At 69.2% G+C, this 15,111-nt stretch carries 18 protein-coding genes and 1 tRNA gene; 16 read left to right on the top strand and 3 right to left on the bottom strand.

Annotated elements, in window-relative coordinates:
- Positions 1-20 precede the first annotated feature (20 nt).
- The 13 genes from OHA05_RS15300 (at position 21) to OHA05_RS15240 (ending at position 11,442) form a co-directional block, all read left to right on the top strand.
- Positions 21-332, top strand: coding sequence for a hypothetical protein (locus OHA05_RS15300; RefSeq protein ID WP_328860888.1), 312 nt, complete (start codon positions 21-23; stop codon positions 330-332).
- The gene (locus OHA05_RS15295) at positions 332-1,318 is read left to right on the top strand and encodes a phage tail tube protein (RefSeq protein WP_328860887.1); all 987 of its coding nucleotides are present in this window, start codon (positions 332-334) and stop codon (positions 1,316-1,318) included. Before OHA05_RS15300 ends, OHA05_RS15295 begins: the two co-directional genes overlap by 1 nt.
- 9 nt (positions 1,319-1,327) lie before the next feature.
- A complete protein-coding gene (locus OHA05_RS15290) occupies positions 1,328-1,840 on the top strand; it encodes a hypothetical protein (RefSeq protein WP_328860886.1) in 513 nt (170 codons plus the stop codon).
- A 12-nt stretch (positions 1,841-1,852) separates the two neighbouring features.
- The gene (locus OHA05_RS15285; RefSeq protein ID WP_328860885.1) at positions 1,853-2,374 is read left to right on the top strand and encodes a hypothetical protein; all 522 of its coding nucleotides are present in this window, start codon (positions 1,853-1,855) and stop codon (positions 2,372-2,374) included.
- A 103-nt stretch (positions 2,375-2,477) separates the two neighbouring features.
- On the top strand, positions 2,478-5,075 hold the full coding sequence (locus tag OHA05_RS15280; RefSeq protein ID WP_328860884.1) for a hypothetical protein: 2,598 nt from the start codon (positions 2,478-2,480) through the stop codon (positions 5,073-5,075).
- Between the two features lie 2 nt (positions 5,076-5,077).
- Complete coding sequence (locus OHA05_RS15275) at positions 5,078-7,375, top strand: carbohydrate binding domain-containing protein (protein ID WP_328860883.1); 2,298 nt, start codon at positions 5,078-5,080, stop codon at positions 7,373-7,375.
- A gap of 13 nt (positions 7,376-7,388) precedes the next feature.
- Positions 7,389-7,946, top strand: a complete 558-nt coding sequence (locus OHA05_RS15270) for a hypothetical protein (protein ID WP_328860882.1) — start codon at positions 7,389-7,391, stop codon at positions 7,944-7,946.
- Complete coding sequence (locus OHA05_RS15265) at positions 7,927-8,487, top strand: hypothetical protein (RefSeq protein WP_328860881.1); 561 nt, start codon at positions 7,927-7,929, stop codon at positions 8,485-8,487. Before OHA05_RS15270 ends, OHA05_RS15265 begins: the two co-directional genes overlap by 20 nt.
- A 66-nt stretch (positions 8,488-8,553) precedes the next feature.
- Positions 8,554-9,510: a peptidoglycan recognition protein family protein gene (locus tag OHA05_RS15260; protein ID WP_328860880.1), complete on the top strand. Its 957-nt coding sequence runs from the start codon at positions 8,554-8,556 to the stop codon at positions 9,508-9,510.
- Positions 9,511-9,549: 39 nt separating this feature from the next.
- A complete protein-coding gene (locus OHA05_RS15255; protein ID WP_328860879.1) occupies positions 9,550-9,792 on the top strand; it encodes a holin in 243 nt (80 codons plus the stop codon).
- Positions 9,792-10,232: a hypothetical protein gene (locus tag OHA05_RS15250; protein ID WP_328860878.1), complete on the top strand. Its 441-nt coding sequence runs from the start codon at positions 9,792-9,794 to the stop codon at positions 10,230-10,232. The genes OHA05_RS15255 and OHA05_RS15250 overlap by 1 nt, the downstream gene beginning before the upstream one ends.
- Positions 10,229-10,594 (top strand): hypothetical protein, encoded by a 366-nt coding sequence (locus OHA05_RS15245; protein ID WP_328860877.1) that lies wholly within the window; start codon positions 10,229-10,231, stop codon positions 10,592-10,594. The genes OHA05_RS15250 and OHA05_RS15245 overlap by 4 nt, the downstream gene beginning before the upstream one ends.
- 2 nt (positions 10,595-10,596) lie before the next feature.
- Entirely contained in the window at positions 10,597-11,442 is an 846-nt protein-coding gene (locus OHA05_RS15240; RefSeq protein WP_328860876.1) for a hypothetical protein, read from the top strand.
- Positions 11,443-11,481: 39 nt separating this feature from the next.
- Here OHA05_RS15240 and OHA05_RS15235 read toward each other — a convergent pair whose 3' ends face one another.
- Positions 11,482-11,724, bottom strand: coding sequence for a GntR family transcriptional regulator (locus OHA05_RS15235; protein ID WP_328860875.1), 243 nt, complete (start codon positions 11,722-11,724; stop codon positions 11,482-11,484).
- 147 nt (positions 11,725-11,871) lie between these two features.
- Between OHA05_RS15235 and OHA05_RS15230 the strand changes: the two genes are divergently transcribed.
- Together OHA05_RS15230 and OHA05_RS15225 are read left to right on the top strand one after the other, a co-directional pair.
- Positions 11,872-12,039, top strand: coding sequence for a hypothetical protein (locus tag OHA05_RS15230; RefSeq protein WP_328860874.1), 168 nt, complete (start codon positions 11,872-11,874; stop codon positions 12,037-12,039).
- Positions 12,036-12,206: a hypothetical protein gene (locus OHA05_RS15225; RefSeq protein ID WP_328860873.1), complete on the top strand. Its 171-nt coding sequence runs from the start codon at positions 12,036-12,038 to the stop codon at positions 12,204-12,206. Before OHA05_RS15230 ends, OHA05_RS15225 begins: the two co-directional genes overlap by 4 nt.
- Positions 12,207-12,406: 200 nt before the next feature.
- On the opposite strand, the gene OHA05_RS15220 is transcribed toward OHA05_RS15225, so the two are convergent.
- Positions 12,407-12,646: a helix-turn-helix domain-containing protein gene (locus OHA05_RS15220; protein ID WP_328860872.1), complete on the bottom strand. Its 240-nt coding sequence runs from the start codon at positions 12,644-12,646 to the stop codon at positions 12,407-12,409.
- 488 nt (positions 12,647-13,134) lie between these two features.
- Positions 13,135-13,210: transfer RNA gene (locus OHA05_RS15215), tRNA-Arg, on the bottom strand.
- A gap of 149 nt (positions 13,211-13,359) precedes the next feature.
- Here OHA05_RS15215 and OHA05_RS15210 point away from each other — a divergent pair.
- Positions 13,360-15,039 (top strand): class I adenylate-forming enzyme family protein, encoded by a 1,680-nt coding sequence (locus OHA05_RS15210; protein ID WP_328860871.1) that lies wholly within the window; start codon positions 13,360-13,362, stop codon positions 15,037-15,039.
- The last annotated feature ends 72 nt before the right edge of the window (positions 15,040-15,111 follow it).

Genomic DNA, 15,111 nt, shown 5'->3' with positions numbered 1-15,111 from the left:
CCCACCCAAGGAGTACAGCCATGGCGCGTGTGCGCTACATCGGCCCGGAGCCGGTCACCGTGCCGGAGCTCGGGCGGACCGTTCACCCTGACGAGCTGGTCGAGGTTCCTGACGACCGCTTCGGCGGCTACGTCGGACAGACGTCGACCTGGGTGTCCGTAGAGGAACCGCCGGGCTGGGTCTGGCCGGACACCGAACCCGAGGAAACCGAGGGCCCGAGCGAGGGCGACCTGCCCCCGGCCGAGGAAGCACCGCCCGCCGCCGACCCGGCGCCCGAGCAGGAGACCACCGCGCCCGCGAGGGCTGCACGCAGCAGGAGGGGTGACGCGTAATGGCGATCGGATCAGGTCTTGGCGCACAGATCGGCGTCGCTGCGGAGAGCAGCTACGGCACGTTCGTGGCGCCCACGAAGTTCCCTGAGTTCACGAAGGAAAGCCTCGCTCTCAAGAAGACGACGGCCACCTCCGCGGGCATCGCCGCCGGGCGCCTGCTGCCGCTCGCCTCGCGGCGCGTGGTAACCCAGCGGGAAGCCGCAGGCTCCCTCGACATGGAAGTTACCAACAAGCTGATGGGCCTGTTCCTGCAGGCCCTGATGGGAACGTCGGTCACGCCTGCCCAGCAGGGAGCCACCGCGGCGTACCTGCAGACGCACCTCCTGGCCGACAACTTCGGCAAGTCGCTCACGATCCAGAAGGGCGTGCCGCTCACCACCGGTGTGGTGCAGGACAAGACGTTCGTCGGCTGCAAGATCCTGAGCGCGGAGTTCTCGTGCGAGGCCGGCGGCATGCTGCAGGCCTCCTTCGAAATCGACGGCAAGGACTGCGACGAGACGCAGACCCTGGCCGCCGCGAGCTACCCGTCGATGGCCCCGTTCCACTTCGGGCAGATGGCGCTGAAGACAGGCAGCTACGGCACGGAGACGGCCCTCGACGGCGTCCGAAAGGTCTCGGTGAAGATCGAGCGCGGCATGGCTGTCGACCGGTTCTATGCGAACCAGTCCGCGCTGAAGAAGGAGCCGATCCTCAACGAGCTCACGAAGATCACGGGCACGCTGGAGATGGACTACGTCGCCACCACGGTCGATGACCTGCACACCTCGGATGCCGCAACGTCCCTCGTGTGGGAGTTCGTCGGTCCGATCATCGCGCTGACACATGCGGAGACGTTCCGCATCAAGCTGCCCGCCATCAAGATCGACGACGCGCCGCCCACGGTCGAGGGCACCGAGGTCATTCGCCCCAAGTTCGGGTTCACTGCCCTGTACGACGGGACCAACCCGGTCGCCATCGAGTACATGAGCACCGACGTCACGCTGTGAGGTGACGCCGTGGCCTCGCAGTCCGTCCGCATCCTCAACACGACGACGCTGCTCCGGGCGGCCCGCCAGCTGAAAGAGGCGGGCGGGCCGCGCCTCGCACAGAACATGACCCGGCGGGTCCGCCGGGCGGCCGAGCCGCTGCAGAGCGACATGCGGCAGACGATCCTCGGCCTGCAGATCCAGTCGCAGGGCCGCAAGGCCGGCAAGCGCGGCGGCCCCTCGCCGACCCGGCGGCCGCTGCGGGCCACGATCGCCGGTGCCGTACGGACGTCGGTCCGCACCGGCAGCAACCCGGGCGCCCGGGTCTGGGTCGACAAGGACCGCCTGCCGCACGACCTGCGGAACATGGCGTCCGCTCTCAACACCGGCCGCGTCCGGCACCCCGTGTTCGGCAACCGGCGCCGCTGGGCGCAGCAGAACACGACCCCCCTGTGGTGGGACTCGACCGTCGCCAAGCACATCCCGCGCATGCAGTCCGAGGTCGCCCGAATCCTCGACGACATCCGAGATCAGCTCACGTAGGGAGCCAGCGCGTTGATCATCATCTATACGCCCAAGGGCGGCGAGCGGGAAGAGTTCGACGTCGCCGACCTCCTGACATCCGAGGCCGCGATCGTCTCCCGCGCCCTCGACATGAAGTGGGCGGACATCGCGCAGGGAGTCGAGGACGAGGAGCCGGCCGCACTGCGGGGCGTCGTCTGGATCCTCAAGAAGCGGCACGACCCGAACCTCAGGTTCTCCGACTTCGACCCGCGGATCGGCGAGGCCGTCGCACGCCTCAACAAGGAGGAGGTCAGGGCCTACGTCACCGAAGCGGTCGCGCTCGCCTCGCTCAACCCGAACGCCACCGACGACGAGATCCGATGGGCGCTCCGAGAGCTGCCGCCCCTGGCGGTCGACCCCGAGCACGCGCTCTCCGTTATCGAGGAACTGATCGCCGCGGCGGCCGACCCAAAAGGCGCCCCCGCCCCCGACCAGCCCAGCCAGTCGAGCGACCCGAGCCAGACATCATCGTCGCCCGAGCCCGCTACCTCGGATGCTTCGCCCACCTCCTGAGCATGTCGCCGCGTGAAGTCGACGCCACCACCGTCGTCGACTTCTACGCGCTGACCGCCTACATCGACGTCCAGCTGGCGCAGAGCAGGGAGGCGGCGAACGCATGACCACTTCCCGGCTCACGTTCCTGGTCGACGCCCGCGACCAGGCGTCGCGCGTCTTCGGCCACATCGGCGACTCCGCAATCCGGCTGCACCGCCGGCTCGACGACACCAGCGACCGTGGCGGCGCTGCACTGGACCGGCTGAAGAAGTCCGTCATCAGCCTCGCGCCAGCCGCCATCCCCGCCGCCGCGGCGATGGCTCCGCTGATCGCATCGACGGCGGCAGCCGGTGTCGCGGTCGGCGTGTACGCCGCGGCGCTCGGCCCGCAGATCGCCGCCATGGGCGAGGCATCCGAGGCGGAGAAGAAGTACCAGGACGCAGTCGAGAAGTCCGGTGCCCGCTCGAAGGAAGCCGTCCAAGCGCAGCAGCAGTACGTGCAGACGATGGCGAAGCTGCCGCCCGCCACGCGTACCGCGGCCGCCGCGCTGTCGGTCCTGAAAGACCAGTACAAGGCGTGGTCCGACGCAACGGCCGGCGACACCATGGGCCCGGTCGTCAAGGGCATGGCCGTCATGGGTGGCCTGCTGCCGAAGCTGACGCCGCTGGTGCGCGGCACATCCACTGAGCTGTCCCGGATGATGACGCTGCTGGCCGGCGGCATGGAGTCGCCAGGCTTCGACCGCGTCATCACGAAGTTCACCGGCTTTGCCACCGGCACGCTGCGCCGCGTGAACGAGGGCATCATCGACCTGGCCCGCAGTCTCGACACGGGCAAGGTCGGTGGCGGGTTTACCGAGTTCATGACGTTCGCTCGGGCGCAGGGTCCGGTCGTCGGCGACACGCTGCGGAACATCGCGCAGGCCGTGATGAACCTGCTGGTGGCCGGCTCCGATGTGGGCGTCGGCATGCTGCAGATCGTCAACGTGCTCAGCAAGCTGATCGCTGCCGTACCGCCTGGCGCCATCAGCACGTTCCTGCAGCTGGCCATTGCGATCAAGGCGGTGAAGCTTGCGGCCGCGGGATTCGCTGCGGCGCAGGGCGCGGTCGCGGCGTTCGGTGGCTCCCTGGTCGCGATGCGTTCCGCGTCCGGCGGGGCGGCAACTGGCATGGGCCGCGTGTCGGCGGCGATGGGCGCCATGTCCCGCTCGGCTCGTCTTGCGATCGCCGGCACCGGTATCGGCCTGCTGGTCCTTGGCCTGATGGAACTGTCGGAGATGGGCAAGAAGGCCCCGACGGACATCGACCGGATGACGGTCGCGCTGGGCAAGTTCGCCACAACGGGGCAGCTCACCGGCGAGGCGGCGAAGTCGTCGGGCAAGAACTTCCAGGAATTCGATAAGGCGATCAAGGGCCTGTCGGATCCGTCCGGTCTGGACAAGGTGCAGCAGTCGCTGACCCGGCTCGTCGGCATGGACTCCACCCCGGTCAAGGAGTGGAAGACCACCGTCGATGACATCGACAAGGGGCTCGCGAACCTCGTCAAGAGCGGCAACGCCGACCAGGCCGCGGCCGCGCTCCAGCGGTACGTGGCCCACATGCGGGCAAGTGGCCGGCCCGCGTCGGAGCTGACGAAGCACCTCGGTGACTACCGGGCCGCCCTGGCGGCGCAGGCGTTCGAGCAGCAGATGGCGGCGCAGTCGATGGGCCTGTTCGGGCAGCAGGCGCTGAACGTGCAGGGGAAGCTCGACAACCAGAAGGCGAGCACCGACGGGCTGCGCCAGTCCATCAACGCGCTCACGAACGCGACGCTCGTCGCCCGGGGCGGGATGCGCGGCATGGAGGCGGCGATCGATGCCGCGTCCAAGGCGGCGTCCGAGAACGGGAAGACGCTCGACATCAACACCGAGAAGGGCCGAGCCAACAGCCAGGCCCTGGACGACCTGTCGGCGGCCACCATCAAGGCGGCCGAGGGGGCGCGCGAGAACGGCGCGTCATGGACGACGGTCAACGGGATCTACGACCGCGGTTACGCCGCGATCGTGAAGTCCGCGCGGGCCATGGGCCTGAGTGAGTCCGCGGCCAGGAAGCTGGCATCGCAGATCCTGAAGACGCCGGACAAGACCGCTCGGCTCAAGGGCAACATGGAGGATCTGCAGGGCAAGTTGAATCTGGCGAAGAAGCGTCTCGCCTCGGTGCCGGACTCCCGCAAGGCCGCCATCCGTGCGGAGATCTCCGACCTGCAGCTGAAGATTGCGCAGGCCAAGTACGCCCTGTCCAACATGGATAAGGACTACACGGTCTGGGTGCACTACAAGTCCACCGGTTCCCCGTACCGCCCGTCCGGCGGCCGGGAGATGGCGGTCGGTGGTCTGGTCAAGGGCCCGGGCACCGGTACCTCGGACAGCATCCCCACGTGGCTGTCCAACGGCGAGTACGTCATGCCCGCCAAGCGGGTCGCGCAGCTCGGTGTCGGCTTCTTCGACTCGTTGAAGGACGGGAAGGTCGGCACCGCGCTGCCGGCGCCGCGTGCGTCCGCGCAGCGCGTTCAGGCCCTGTCTGCCCCGAGCGCCACGGTGTACGTGCAGCCGATCCATGTGACCGTCACCGGCACCGTCGTCGACCCGGCGGGCGCCGCGCTGGCGATCGACAAGCTGCTGACCACCCGCAAGCGCAACAGCGGCGGGCAGCCGCTGACGTTCGAAAAGCAGGGGGGGTAGCGATGACGCGCCTGGCGGTGCTGGCAGGTTTCGGCTCGACGGTCGGCACCCCGGCCGCGTCAATCGCCTGGACTGACATCAGCCAGTGGGTTGACATTCAGCAGGCCGGCATCGCCATCACGCGCGGCGCGCAGGACGAGCAGTCCGAATCCCAGACCGGCACAGCCACCCTGACGCTGGACAACAGCGACGGCCGGTTCACGTCTGGGTTGGCCACCTCGCCGTACTTCCCGAACGTGCGGAAGAACGTGCCGATCTGGGTTCGGCTCGTCACCACGGCGAAGAACCTCATGCCGAACCCGTCGTTCGAGTCCGGGGTCACCGCGTGGACCGGTTCGGGTACACCGACCCGCGCGGCGTCTGCCGTGCACGTGCGCACCGGCGCCCAGGCCATGCTGATTACGTGGGGCGCCACGGTCTCCCAGACGGTCACCTCGCCGATCTTCTACGGCCTGGAGGTCGGCCAGCGATACACCTACTCGACCTACGTCTGGGTCCCGGCCGGCGACTGCACCGTGCAGGTCACCGTCGCGGGCGGCGCCGCCGGCAGCATCAGCTCGCTGTACGACCAGTGGCAGCGGCTCACCGTGTCCTGGACGGCGACGACAACCAGCTACCAGGTCAGGGTGCGTACGTCCGGCACGCCGGCCGCAGGTGACCAGGTCTGGGTGGATGACGGGCAGGTCGAGGAGGCCAGCTCCGCAACCGCGTTCGACGCGGACGGCCCGCAGTACCACGGCCGCCTGTGGGGCATGGTCAACAACTGGCCCACCCAGTGGGAGGGCCTGGAGTCCAAGGTCGTCATCACCTGCTCGGACCGCTTCAAGATGCTGGGCAAGTCGCCGCTGCGAACCATGCTGACCGAGGAGGTCCTGCTCGACGACCCGATGGCCTACTACCCGATGGCCGAGCCGTCCGAGTCGACCAGCGCCGGCGACCTGTCCGGCACCACGGCCGGCCCGCTGTCGATCAGCGGTGTCGGGTCGGGCGGCGATGCGACGTTCGGCAGCGGCGAGGACTCCGGCCCGGACGGGCTCGGTGCACTGTCGCTGACGGCGGTCAACGCGAGCAACGGCAAGTTGCTGGCGGCCGACCTCGGTTCGGACTACGAGTCGGCGACGTTCGGCGCATGGGTCTTCGCCGAGTGCTGGTTCAAAACGGCGGTAGCCGGGCGGGTGTTCTTCGGGCTCACGTCTTCAGACAACCGGTTTCAGCTGGTGTTCTCCCTGGACGCCACCGGCAAGATGACAGTCGAGACGACGCGGACCGGCGAGGCCCTGGTCCCGGCGACCGTGCTGTCACCGAACCTCGCCGACAACACCTGGCACCACTTCGTCTATGACGAGTTCCTCGGGAACATCTGGGTCGACGGCATCTCGTACCCAGTGCTGGTCGACGCCGTGGCCAATCTGCGGCTGCTGACCGTCGGCGCATTCACGAACAGCCGCCTCTACAACGGCAGCCTCGCCCACATCGCGCTGTACGCACCAGCGGTCGGGAACGTCGCCGACTACGTGGGCCACTACGCCACCGGCTCGACGCAGCACGTCGGCGAAGACGCCGACGACCGGGCCGCGCGGATCGCGTCCTACGTCGGGGCCACGGTCACCGCGCAGGGCTCGACGTTCGGCGGCATGGCGTCTCAGGCCGCCCTCGGCTCCGCGCCGCTGCAGCACCTGCAGGACGTGGCACGCACGGAGAGCGCCAAACTATTCGCCGACCGGGAGAGCAGCGCCATCGTGCTGCAGTCCCGCGACGTCCGGTACAACCCGACCGCCGCGATCTCGCTGGCGCACGCCGACCTGGAGACCGACGACGTTCGGTTCGACGACGACGACCAGAAGCTGGTGAACGTCTTCGTCGGCAGCCGGCCGGGCGGCGCGACACAGCGAATCGTCGACCAGGCCAGCAGGGACGCATACGGCACCTACGAGCAGACCGAATCCCTGCTCAAGGAAACGGACCACGAGGTCGTCGCAGCCGGGCAATGGGTGGTCAATCGGTTCGCCGACCCGCCAGCGGAGATGCGGCAGCTGCCGGTCGAGGCGTACACCATGCCGCTCGCCACCTACCGGGCCCTGCTGGGCGCGGAGATCTCCACCGTCATCGACGTCACCGGCCTGCCCGATGAGGCGAACGCTGCGGCCGTCACGGTCACCGTCGAGGGCTACACCGAGACGATCCGGTACCGGCAGCACCACATCGACTTCCACACATCCCGGGCCGACACGGCCGCCGCGTGGGTGCTGAACGACCCGGTCTATTCGGTGCTCGGCACCACGACCCGGCTGGCGTACTGAGAAGGGAGGGACCGTGGCACGACCACCTCGCGCAGACGGCAAGCGTCGTCGTGCGGTCCGCAGGGCCGAAGACTTCTACGTCCCGCCGCCGCAGATGCGCGACGACGCATGGGACGGACTACGCCCCGCGGAACGCGTCATCGCGTACATGGAGCGGGTGACCCAGCGGTCATGGCCCCGGCCCAAGGGGCAGTCCGGGGTGACGCTCATTGCCCGAATCGACGCAGGCCGGTGGGTGGTGCAGTGCCCGGACTGTGACAGTGCGCAGGTCGTCTCGCCGGAAGACACTCGATTCTGGTGCGTCACCTGTCAGCCGGACGCGTGGACGCGGGTGCGGTTCCCTGCAGACCCGGCCGCCGTCGAGGAGTCGGTCGCTAGCAAGCCGGCTCGTGACCGGTTCTGGTGGGCCGACGACGACACGAGTGCGTTCAACAAGCCGCGCGTTTCGCGGCCGCTCACACCCAAGGAACTCAAGGCGCGGGACGTGCAGGACAGCACACCACCGCCCCCGCCCGACCCTGTCGAGGAACCGCCCACGGAGGGAGAGCCCGATGCCTCTGGCGACGCCTAAGACGTGGGTCGTCGGCGAGGTCGTCGACGCGGCCGAGTTGAACGCGGAGATCAAGGCCCAGTTCCAGTCCCTCATCGACGACTACCAGCTGATCCCGAAGACGGCCAACGAGACAATCACCAGCTCGGCCACGCTGCAGAACGACAATCACCTGTTGGGCAGCATGGCGGCGAACGCCGTCTACCTCGTAACCGTGCGGCTCGCCGTAAACGGCGCCTCGGGCGGCGACTTCAAGATGGCGTGGTCGATGCCCACCGGCACCACGGCCTCGCAACGCTTCTGCTTCGGGCCCGACGTGTCCTCCGCCGCGAGCACCGCTGGCACCACCGTCCGCGCGTCGGGCATCACGAACGGCCATTTGGTCGAGATCAACTACGGGCTGTTCACGACCGGGACCCAGTCGTACATCGAAGAGACGCTGCGCGTGGAGACCGCCAGCACCGCCGGCACCTGCCAGCTGCGGTGGGCGCAGAACGCGATCAGCGCCACCGGCACGACCGTCGAAGCAGGGTCGTGGCTGGAGATCAAGCGCGTCGCCTGACCATCCGTACACCCGCCGCCCCGTGCCCGATGGCCGGGGCTTTCGTCATGCACGAGAGGTAGTCCCATGGCCTGGTACGACGGTGCCACCAAGTACGAGCTGCAGCCCGAGTCGGACAGTCAGCCGGCCATCCGGCCGACGCAGTTCATCATCCACTCGATCGCTGCGCCCTGGACCGCCAAGCGGACGTATCAGTACTGGCGAGACTCTACGAATTTGGAGAGTCACTTCGGGCTCGGGTATGCCGGCGACCTCGGCCAGTTCATCGGCACCGAGACGAAGGCTGACGCCAACTACCAGGCGAACCGAAGGCCGGACGGCACCGGCGCCGTGTCCATCGAGACCGCGTCCAACACCAGCGCGACGGACAACTGGACCGACGAGCAGGTTGAGGAACTGATCGAGCTCGGGTCGTGGCTACACCACCGGCACGGCATCCCGCTGCGGATCTGCCGCAGCCACGACGATCCCGGCTACGGCTACCACCGCCTGCACCCGCAGTGGGCAGTCGGCGGCGGCACCGTCTGCCCTGGCAATGCCCGCGTGAAGCAGTTCAAGGACGTGGTGTTCCCCGGGATCGTCGCCCGCGCCACAGGCAAGACCACCACCACCGAGCCCCAGGAGGACACCGTCATGCCGATCACCAAGCTGCACGAGCCGAACCCCACCGACGTCGAGCTGGAGCTCGACGAGTGGATGGGGCTCGCGTTCAAGGACGCGGTCATCCACAGCGGTCCCCGGCAGCTCGTCGGCCCGCTGTACGTGCAGCTGACGTTCGGGCAGGACTCCGCGAACGACGCGGAGATCACCGGCCGGTTCGTGTCCACCGACGCGCAGGGCCTCAACCGCTCCGGATACGGCGACCTCGGCCCGTTCCCCGCCCGCGGAACGCTGCAGTTCCTGCACAACGTCAACGTGCCCGCCGGCCGCCAGCTGCGCTTCGAGGTGTTCGCGGCCAGTCCGCTCAGCGCTCCGGTCATCCTCACCCACCGACTCGTCACCGGCGACTGGCTCAACGGCTGACGTCCCTGCTCCATCCCACCTCGCAGAGAAGGAACGCCCATGTTCACTCGCGCATTCTGGAAGGCGACCGGCGAGCGCGCCGTGCGCACCTTCGCTCAGGGCACCCTCGGCGCCATCGGCGCTGACGGGCTCGGAGTCCTCGACGTCGACTGGGGCCAGGCCGCCTCGGTCGGCGGCCTGGCCTCGGTGATCGCAGTCCTGACGGCGGTCGCCTTCTCGGGAACGGGGCAGCCCGGACCCGGGATCACGGAGACCGCGGGCAGCCGCCCGATCGGCGCCTGATGTGCCGGGCGGCCCGGTGGCTCGGCCAGCACCTGGGCCGCCGCGGCACCTTCCTCGCCATCCTCGGCATCGGCAAGACATGTTTCGGTGTCGGCTTCATCGTCCAACCCCCCAGCACCCGAGGCCTCGAACTCCTCACCGACCGCTGCCCGCTGTCCGCGTGGGCATGGGTGTGGATCCTCGCCGGCCTCGTCACCTTCGCCTCTGCGTGGCTGCGCATCGGCCGCGACGGCTACGGCTTCATCGCCGCCATGATTCCCCCCGCACTGTGGGCCACCGCCTACACATCCGCCGTGTTCACCGGAGCGTTCCCCCGCGGCGGGTTCATTGCAGTCTGGTACCTGACCGCGCACGTCGGGGTCATCATGTGGGCGAGCACGGTGCCCGAGCATTCGGTCCCCCCAGCTCCGCGGCGCGCCCGGAAAGGCGGGGCCCCGTGAACATTTTGACCGGGATCGTCGGCGCGTTCGGAACGGTGGGCATCATCCTCGGCGCGCTGTTCGCCGCACGGGCGACGAAGTCCGCGGCGGTAGCTACAGCGCAGGCGACGCAGGCAGCAGCGCATGCGGCAGCCGAGCCTGCGGCACGGCAGGCCAGCCTGGCCATCCTCGAAGCGTCGGTCCGCAGGGTCGACGAGGAGAACAAGCAGATCCGTACCGAGCTGGTCGGCGTGCGCGCCCTGGTGCGCGCCTACTCGTGGACCGTTGACCGGCTGATCCGGCGCATGCAGACCAGTGGCATCGAGCCTGCGACCGACGACATTCACGAGCTGGTGCGCGAGCACATCCGAACGGGGGCCTGATCATGCCGTTTCCAGGAAGCGTCGAGACGGTCACGGTGACGGCCGGCGAGCCCCTCACGATGCCCGACGGCAGCCTCATGAAAGGCCGTCTCATCTTCACCGCCCCGGACCTGGTGACGATCGGCGCTGAAGACATCGTGCTGGGCGGGTCGGTCGAGGTGCCCCTGCGGAAAGGGGAGTTCAGCGTCACGCTGTGCGCTACCGACGCGACGGGCATATCGCCGACCGGCTGGACCTACGAGGTCACGGCCGTACTGACGAACGGCCCGGGCTGGGTGCGGTACGTCAGCCTGCCGAAGACCTCGCCGAACGTGAAGCTCGCCGACGTCGTCGTGCCCGACCCGGTCGCCGGCGCGTTCTCCACCCTCGTCTCGCTGGCCAGCGTCACGGCCGCCGATGTCGGTGCCGACCCGGCAGGCGCTGCGGCCGCGGCAAGGGTTGCGGCCATCGCCGACGCGGTCACGAAGTACCTGGCCCTGACCGGCGGCACGCTCACCGGCCCGCTCACCATCAACGCGGCCCTGGTCGCCGACCTCGTGTACGCCGGGCACGTCGGCGTGGAGACGTTCGACCGGGTCCGGCTGATCAGCGACCGGCTGGAGATCGGGCCCGGGTCCGGCGCCCGCGACACCAACCTCCGCCGCTCGAACGCAAACGAGTGGACCACGGACGACGCGCTGATCGTGGCCCTCATGTTCCGCCACATGGGCAGCACGCTCGGGTTCTACGGGGCCACCGCCGCGGCGAAGCCCATCGTCACCGGATCCCGCGGCGGGAACGCCGCCCTCGACTCCCTACTGTCCGCCCTCGCCACACTCGGGCTGATCACCAACAGCACCAGCGCATAACCCACGACGCGCCCCCTCCTTCGGGAGGGGGCGCCTTCGTCATGCCCGGGGTAGAGCCGTGACGTACACGCCCATGCCGCTGACGGTCTCGACGAGGCCCTCGTCTTTCAGCACCTGCACCGCCTTGCGGAGCGTGTCCCGGGCGACGCCGTACTGCTGCTCCAGCTCGACGAGGGAGGGGATGCGGCGGCCGACAGGAATGGAGCCGTCGGCAATGCGGGCGCGCAGCTGGTCGGCGATCTGCCGGTACGGCGGCACGGGTCCCTCACGGTCGATGCTCATGATCGAAAGCTAGGCAGGTGGACACGACGCGCCATAGCTAGCCACGGGGGTAGTCAGGGGTAGTACGGTCTATACGGGTGAACAAGAAAACCCCCGCGGCCGATGGCACGGCCCGGGGCTTGTCCGACGCTTCGAGGGAGCATCGACATGAGGAAGTCTACCGATGCCCAGCCGCCTGAGAACTGGTGCGCATGGGGCGATCACTGGACCACGGAGCCCGTCGAAACGCGGCACGCCGAACGGCAGTCCGGACCGCCCGTCACCATCTCGCAGTGCGACGCGTGCGCCCGGCCCCGCCTGGAGGTGGCGCGATGACCAGGCTCACCACCGCGACCCGCTACCCGGCTGACTCCATGACCCGCTGCGGCGAGATCGACCCCGAGCGGCCGAAGGTGTTCTGCACCCACGAGGACCCGCAGCACCTGGGCGACCACTACAACGAGTACTCCGGCTGCACCTGGCCGCGCGCGATAGATCACTGAGACTGCGGGCGCCCGACGGCGAGCAGTGCAGGGCGCCCGCACGGTCCGGCTCGCCCACCGCCCTCGGCTGGGCGGGCCGGACGCTTCACACCCGGCGCGTTGTCCGCACTCGAACCATTGCACTGGCTGATGTTTGCCGCGCGGCACCCAGCGAAAGACTGACGTATGTCCGCCCATCCCGCGCTGCGACGGGAAGCCCTTCAGCGAAAGAGCTCGGTCACGTGGCAATTCAGCGCATTGGCGATGAGGAACAGATCGGACGCCTGCGGGTCCCGCTGGCCGTGCTCGTACCGCTGGATGCTCCGGCGCTCAAGGCCGGCGCCCGCGGCGAGGTCGTCCTGAGACAGTCCTCGTTCCCGCCGCAGTGTGGCGATCCGGTGGCCGAGCTCGATGCGTCTGGTGAGAACCCAGTCGGGGCGGGGTGTTCGGCGGCGAGGCACTCGACAAACCGTCAACCGCTACCGATCATGAGTCAGTACCCAAGTGGTCGCCAATTGATCTCGTTATGACGCGCTCTGCCCTCAGCCCTGCGGTGCCATGGCATATGCCGCAGGGCTCGGTGTAGTTTGCAGTATTCGAACGTGTGTTCACTCGAACGGGTGAACAACCGGAATGCCGTACATCCGTTAGTCAGGGTGGCGAGTCATTCACCCCACAACGTGTCGGCGCCGTCCAGGGCGGCCCCCTCGCGGTCGCCGACACTGAGCGCGCCCCCTTCGCTTCGGCGTTGGGGGCGCGCGCTTCTGCGTTCCGGGGCTGACCAGCGGCAACGCATAGATCATTTAGGGGTGATTCAGGGGTGGCGGTCCGGTACTCCCGACGGATGCTCGACGTATCGCCGACGTAGTCCCAACGTATAGACAAGGCGAAGGCCCAGGCGGGGAGTCCCCCTGACCTGGGCCTTTACCTGCATTACTGCTGGTACTGCTGGTGCCCCCGGCAGGATTCGAACCTGCGACACCCGCTTTAGGAGAGCGGTGCTCTATCCCCTGAGCTACGAAGGCGCTGCGGGGACAGTGTAGCGGGTGGTTGATCCCCGGCCGAGGCGGTTGATGCGGTGTTGTGTGTGGTGTACACCCAGTTGTCTTGACCTGCCTCCCCGCTGCGCATAGCGTCGCGCTCGTACTGAGCGAGCGCTTAGAGAGGTGCGACCGTGCCGCAGCCCGAAGAGATCCTCAGCGCCCCCGGCGCGCCCTTTGCCGTCGTGCGCGGGGAGGACGGCGGGCTGCTGTACGCCGATGGGCCGCGGAGTCTGCGGGAGGTCGTCGAGGCGACCTGGGCGTACGGGGATCGGCCCTTCCTCGTCGGGGAGCGGGCCGTCTATACCTACCGCGAGTTCTTCGCCCGCGCCTCCGCCCTCGCCGGGCGGTTCGTCGGCGAGTACGGGCTGCGGCCCGGGGATCGTGCCGCCGTGGCCATGCGGAATCACCCCGAGTGGCAGATAGCCTTCTGGGCAACGCAGTTGGCCGGGCTCGTCGCCGTGCCCCTCAACGCCTGGTGGACCGAGGAGGAGTTGGCGTACGCGCTCGACGACTGCACCCCGCGCGTGCTCCTCGTCGACGGTGAGCGGCTGCCCCGTGTGGATGCCTGGCGCGAGCGGGCCGGGGCGCGTGTCGTCGTCTTCCACGGCGGGTTCCGTGACGGGGACCCGGTGCCCCAAGGTGTCGAGCGGTACGAGGACTTCGGGACGCCCGACCCCCTCACCGCGCCGCCCGCCGTCGAGGTGCGGGCCGAGGACGACGCCACCATCATCTACACCTCCGGGACCACCGGGCGGCCCAAGGGTGCCGTGGCCACGCAGCTCGCGCAGGCCGGGGCCGCGCTGCATCCGCGGTTTCATGCCAGTGCCGCCGCCCTCGCGCGCGGCGCCATGCCCGGGCAGGCGCCGGCTCCGGTCACGCTGATGACCTTTCCGTTCTTCCATGTCGCCGCGTTCACCACGGTGTACTCCACGATGGGCGTCGGCGGCACGCTCGTGCTGATGCGGAAGTGGAATGCCGAGCGGGCGCTCGCGCTCATCGAGGAGCACCGGGTCACCCACTATTCCGGCGTGCCGACCACGGCACTTCAGCTGCTGGAGGCCGCCGAGCGGACGGGCGCGGCGCTGGAGACGCTCGCCCATCTCAGCACCGGCGGGGCCGCCGCGCCGCCCGATCTCCTCACGCGGCTGACCGCCCGCCACGGGCGGCGCGTCGAACCGCGCAGCGGCTACGGCCTGACCGAGACCAGCGGCGGCGTGCTCGCCAACTTCGGTGACGCCTACCGCGAGCACCCGGGCAGTGTGGGCCGGCCCTCGCCCGCCACCGAGGTGCGGATCGCCGGGCCTGCCGGTGAGGCGCTGCCCGATGGAGAGGTCGGCGAACTGTGGCTTCGCGGCCAGTCCCTCGTACGCGGGTACTGGCGCGACGAGCAGGCGACCGCCGCCGCCTTCCGCGACGGCTGGTTCCGGACGGGGGACCTCGCGACCGTGCGGGACGGGCGGGTCAGCATCGTCGACCGCATCAAGGACATGGTGATCCGCGGCGGCGAGAACGTGTACTGCGTCGAGGTGGAGGCGGTCCTGCACTCCCATCCGGGTGTCGCCGACGCCGCCGTCCTGGGTGTTCCGCATCCGGTGCTCGGTGAGGAGGTCGCCGCCGTCGTCCAGCTGAGCCCCGGGGCGACGGTCACCGTCGACGAGCTGAAGGAGCATGTCGGCAAGGAGCTGTCCGCGTTCAAGGTGCCGGCGCATGTGCTGCTGCGTGAGGAGCCAGTCCCGCGCAATCCGACGGGCAAGATCCTCAAGCGGGAACTGCGCGGTCCGGTGGAGGAGTACGTGCGCGGGGGCACCTGAGCTGCCCGGGGCGTGCGGCAGGTTCGGGGCGTGCGGCAGGTTCGGGGCGTGCGGCAGGTTCGGGACGTGCAG

The organism is Streptomyces sp. NBC_00306, from assembly GCF_036169555.1.
Classification (GTDB): domain Bacteria; phylum Actinomycetota; class Actinomycetes; order Streptomycetales; family Streptomycetaceae; genus Streptomyces; species Streptomyces achmelvichensis.
The sequence above is the reverse complement of the archived record's forward strand: the minus strand, read 5'-3'. Positions and strand labels throughout refer to the sequence as shown.

Coding starts and splice junctions, on each gene's coding strand:
- OHA05_RS15300 (WP_328860888.1), top strand. CDS start 21: ATGGCGCGTGTGCGCTACATCGGCCCGGAGCCGGTCACCGTGCCGGAG.
- OHA05_RS15295 (WP_328860887.1), top strand. CDS start 332: ATGGCGATCGGATCAGGTCTTGGCGCACAGATCGGCGTCGCTGCGGAG.
- OHA05_RS15280 (WP_328860884.1), top strand. CDS start 2,478: ATGACCACTTCCCGGCTCACGTTCCTGGTCGACGCCCGCGACCAGGCG.
- OHA05_RS15275 (WP_328860883.1), top strand. CDS start 5,078: ATGACGCGCCTGGCGGTGCTGGCAGGTTTCGGCTCGACGGTCGGCACC.
- OHA05_RS15265 (WP_328860881.1), top strand. CDS start 7,927: ATGCCTCTGGCGACGCCTAAGACGTGGGTCGTCGGCGAGGTCGTCGAC.
- OHA05_RS15260 (WP_328860880.1), top strand. CDS start 8,554: ATGGCCTGGTACGACGGTGCCACCAAGTACGAGCTGCAGCCCGAGTCG.
- OHA05_RS15255 (WP_328860879.1), top strand. CDS start 9,550: ATGTTCACTCGCGCATTCTGGAAGGCGACCGGCGAGCGCGCCGTGCGC.
- OHA05_RS15250 (WP_328860878.1), top strand. CDS start 9,792: ATGTGCCGGGCGGCCCGGTGGCTCGGCCAGCACCTGGGCCGCCGCGGC.
- OHA05_RS15240 (WP_328860876.1), top strand. CDS start 10,597: ATGCCGTTTCCAGGAAGCGTCGAGACGGTCACGGTGACGGCCGGCGAG.
- OHA05_RS15235 (WP_328860875.1), bottom strand. CDS start 11,724: ATGAGCATCGACCGTGAGGGACCCGTGCCGCCGTACCGGCAGATCGCC.
- OHA05_RS15230 (WP_328860874.1), top strand. CDS start 11,872: ATGAGGAAGTCTACCGATGCCCAGCCGCCTGAGAACTGGTGCGCATGG.
- OHA05_RS15225 (WP_328860873.1), top strand. CDS start 12,036: ATGACCAGGCTCACCACCGCGACCCGCTACCCGGCTGACTCCATGACC.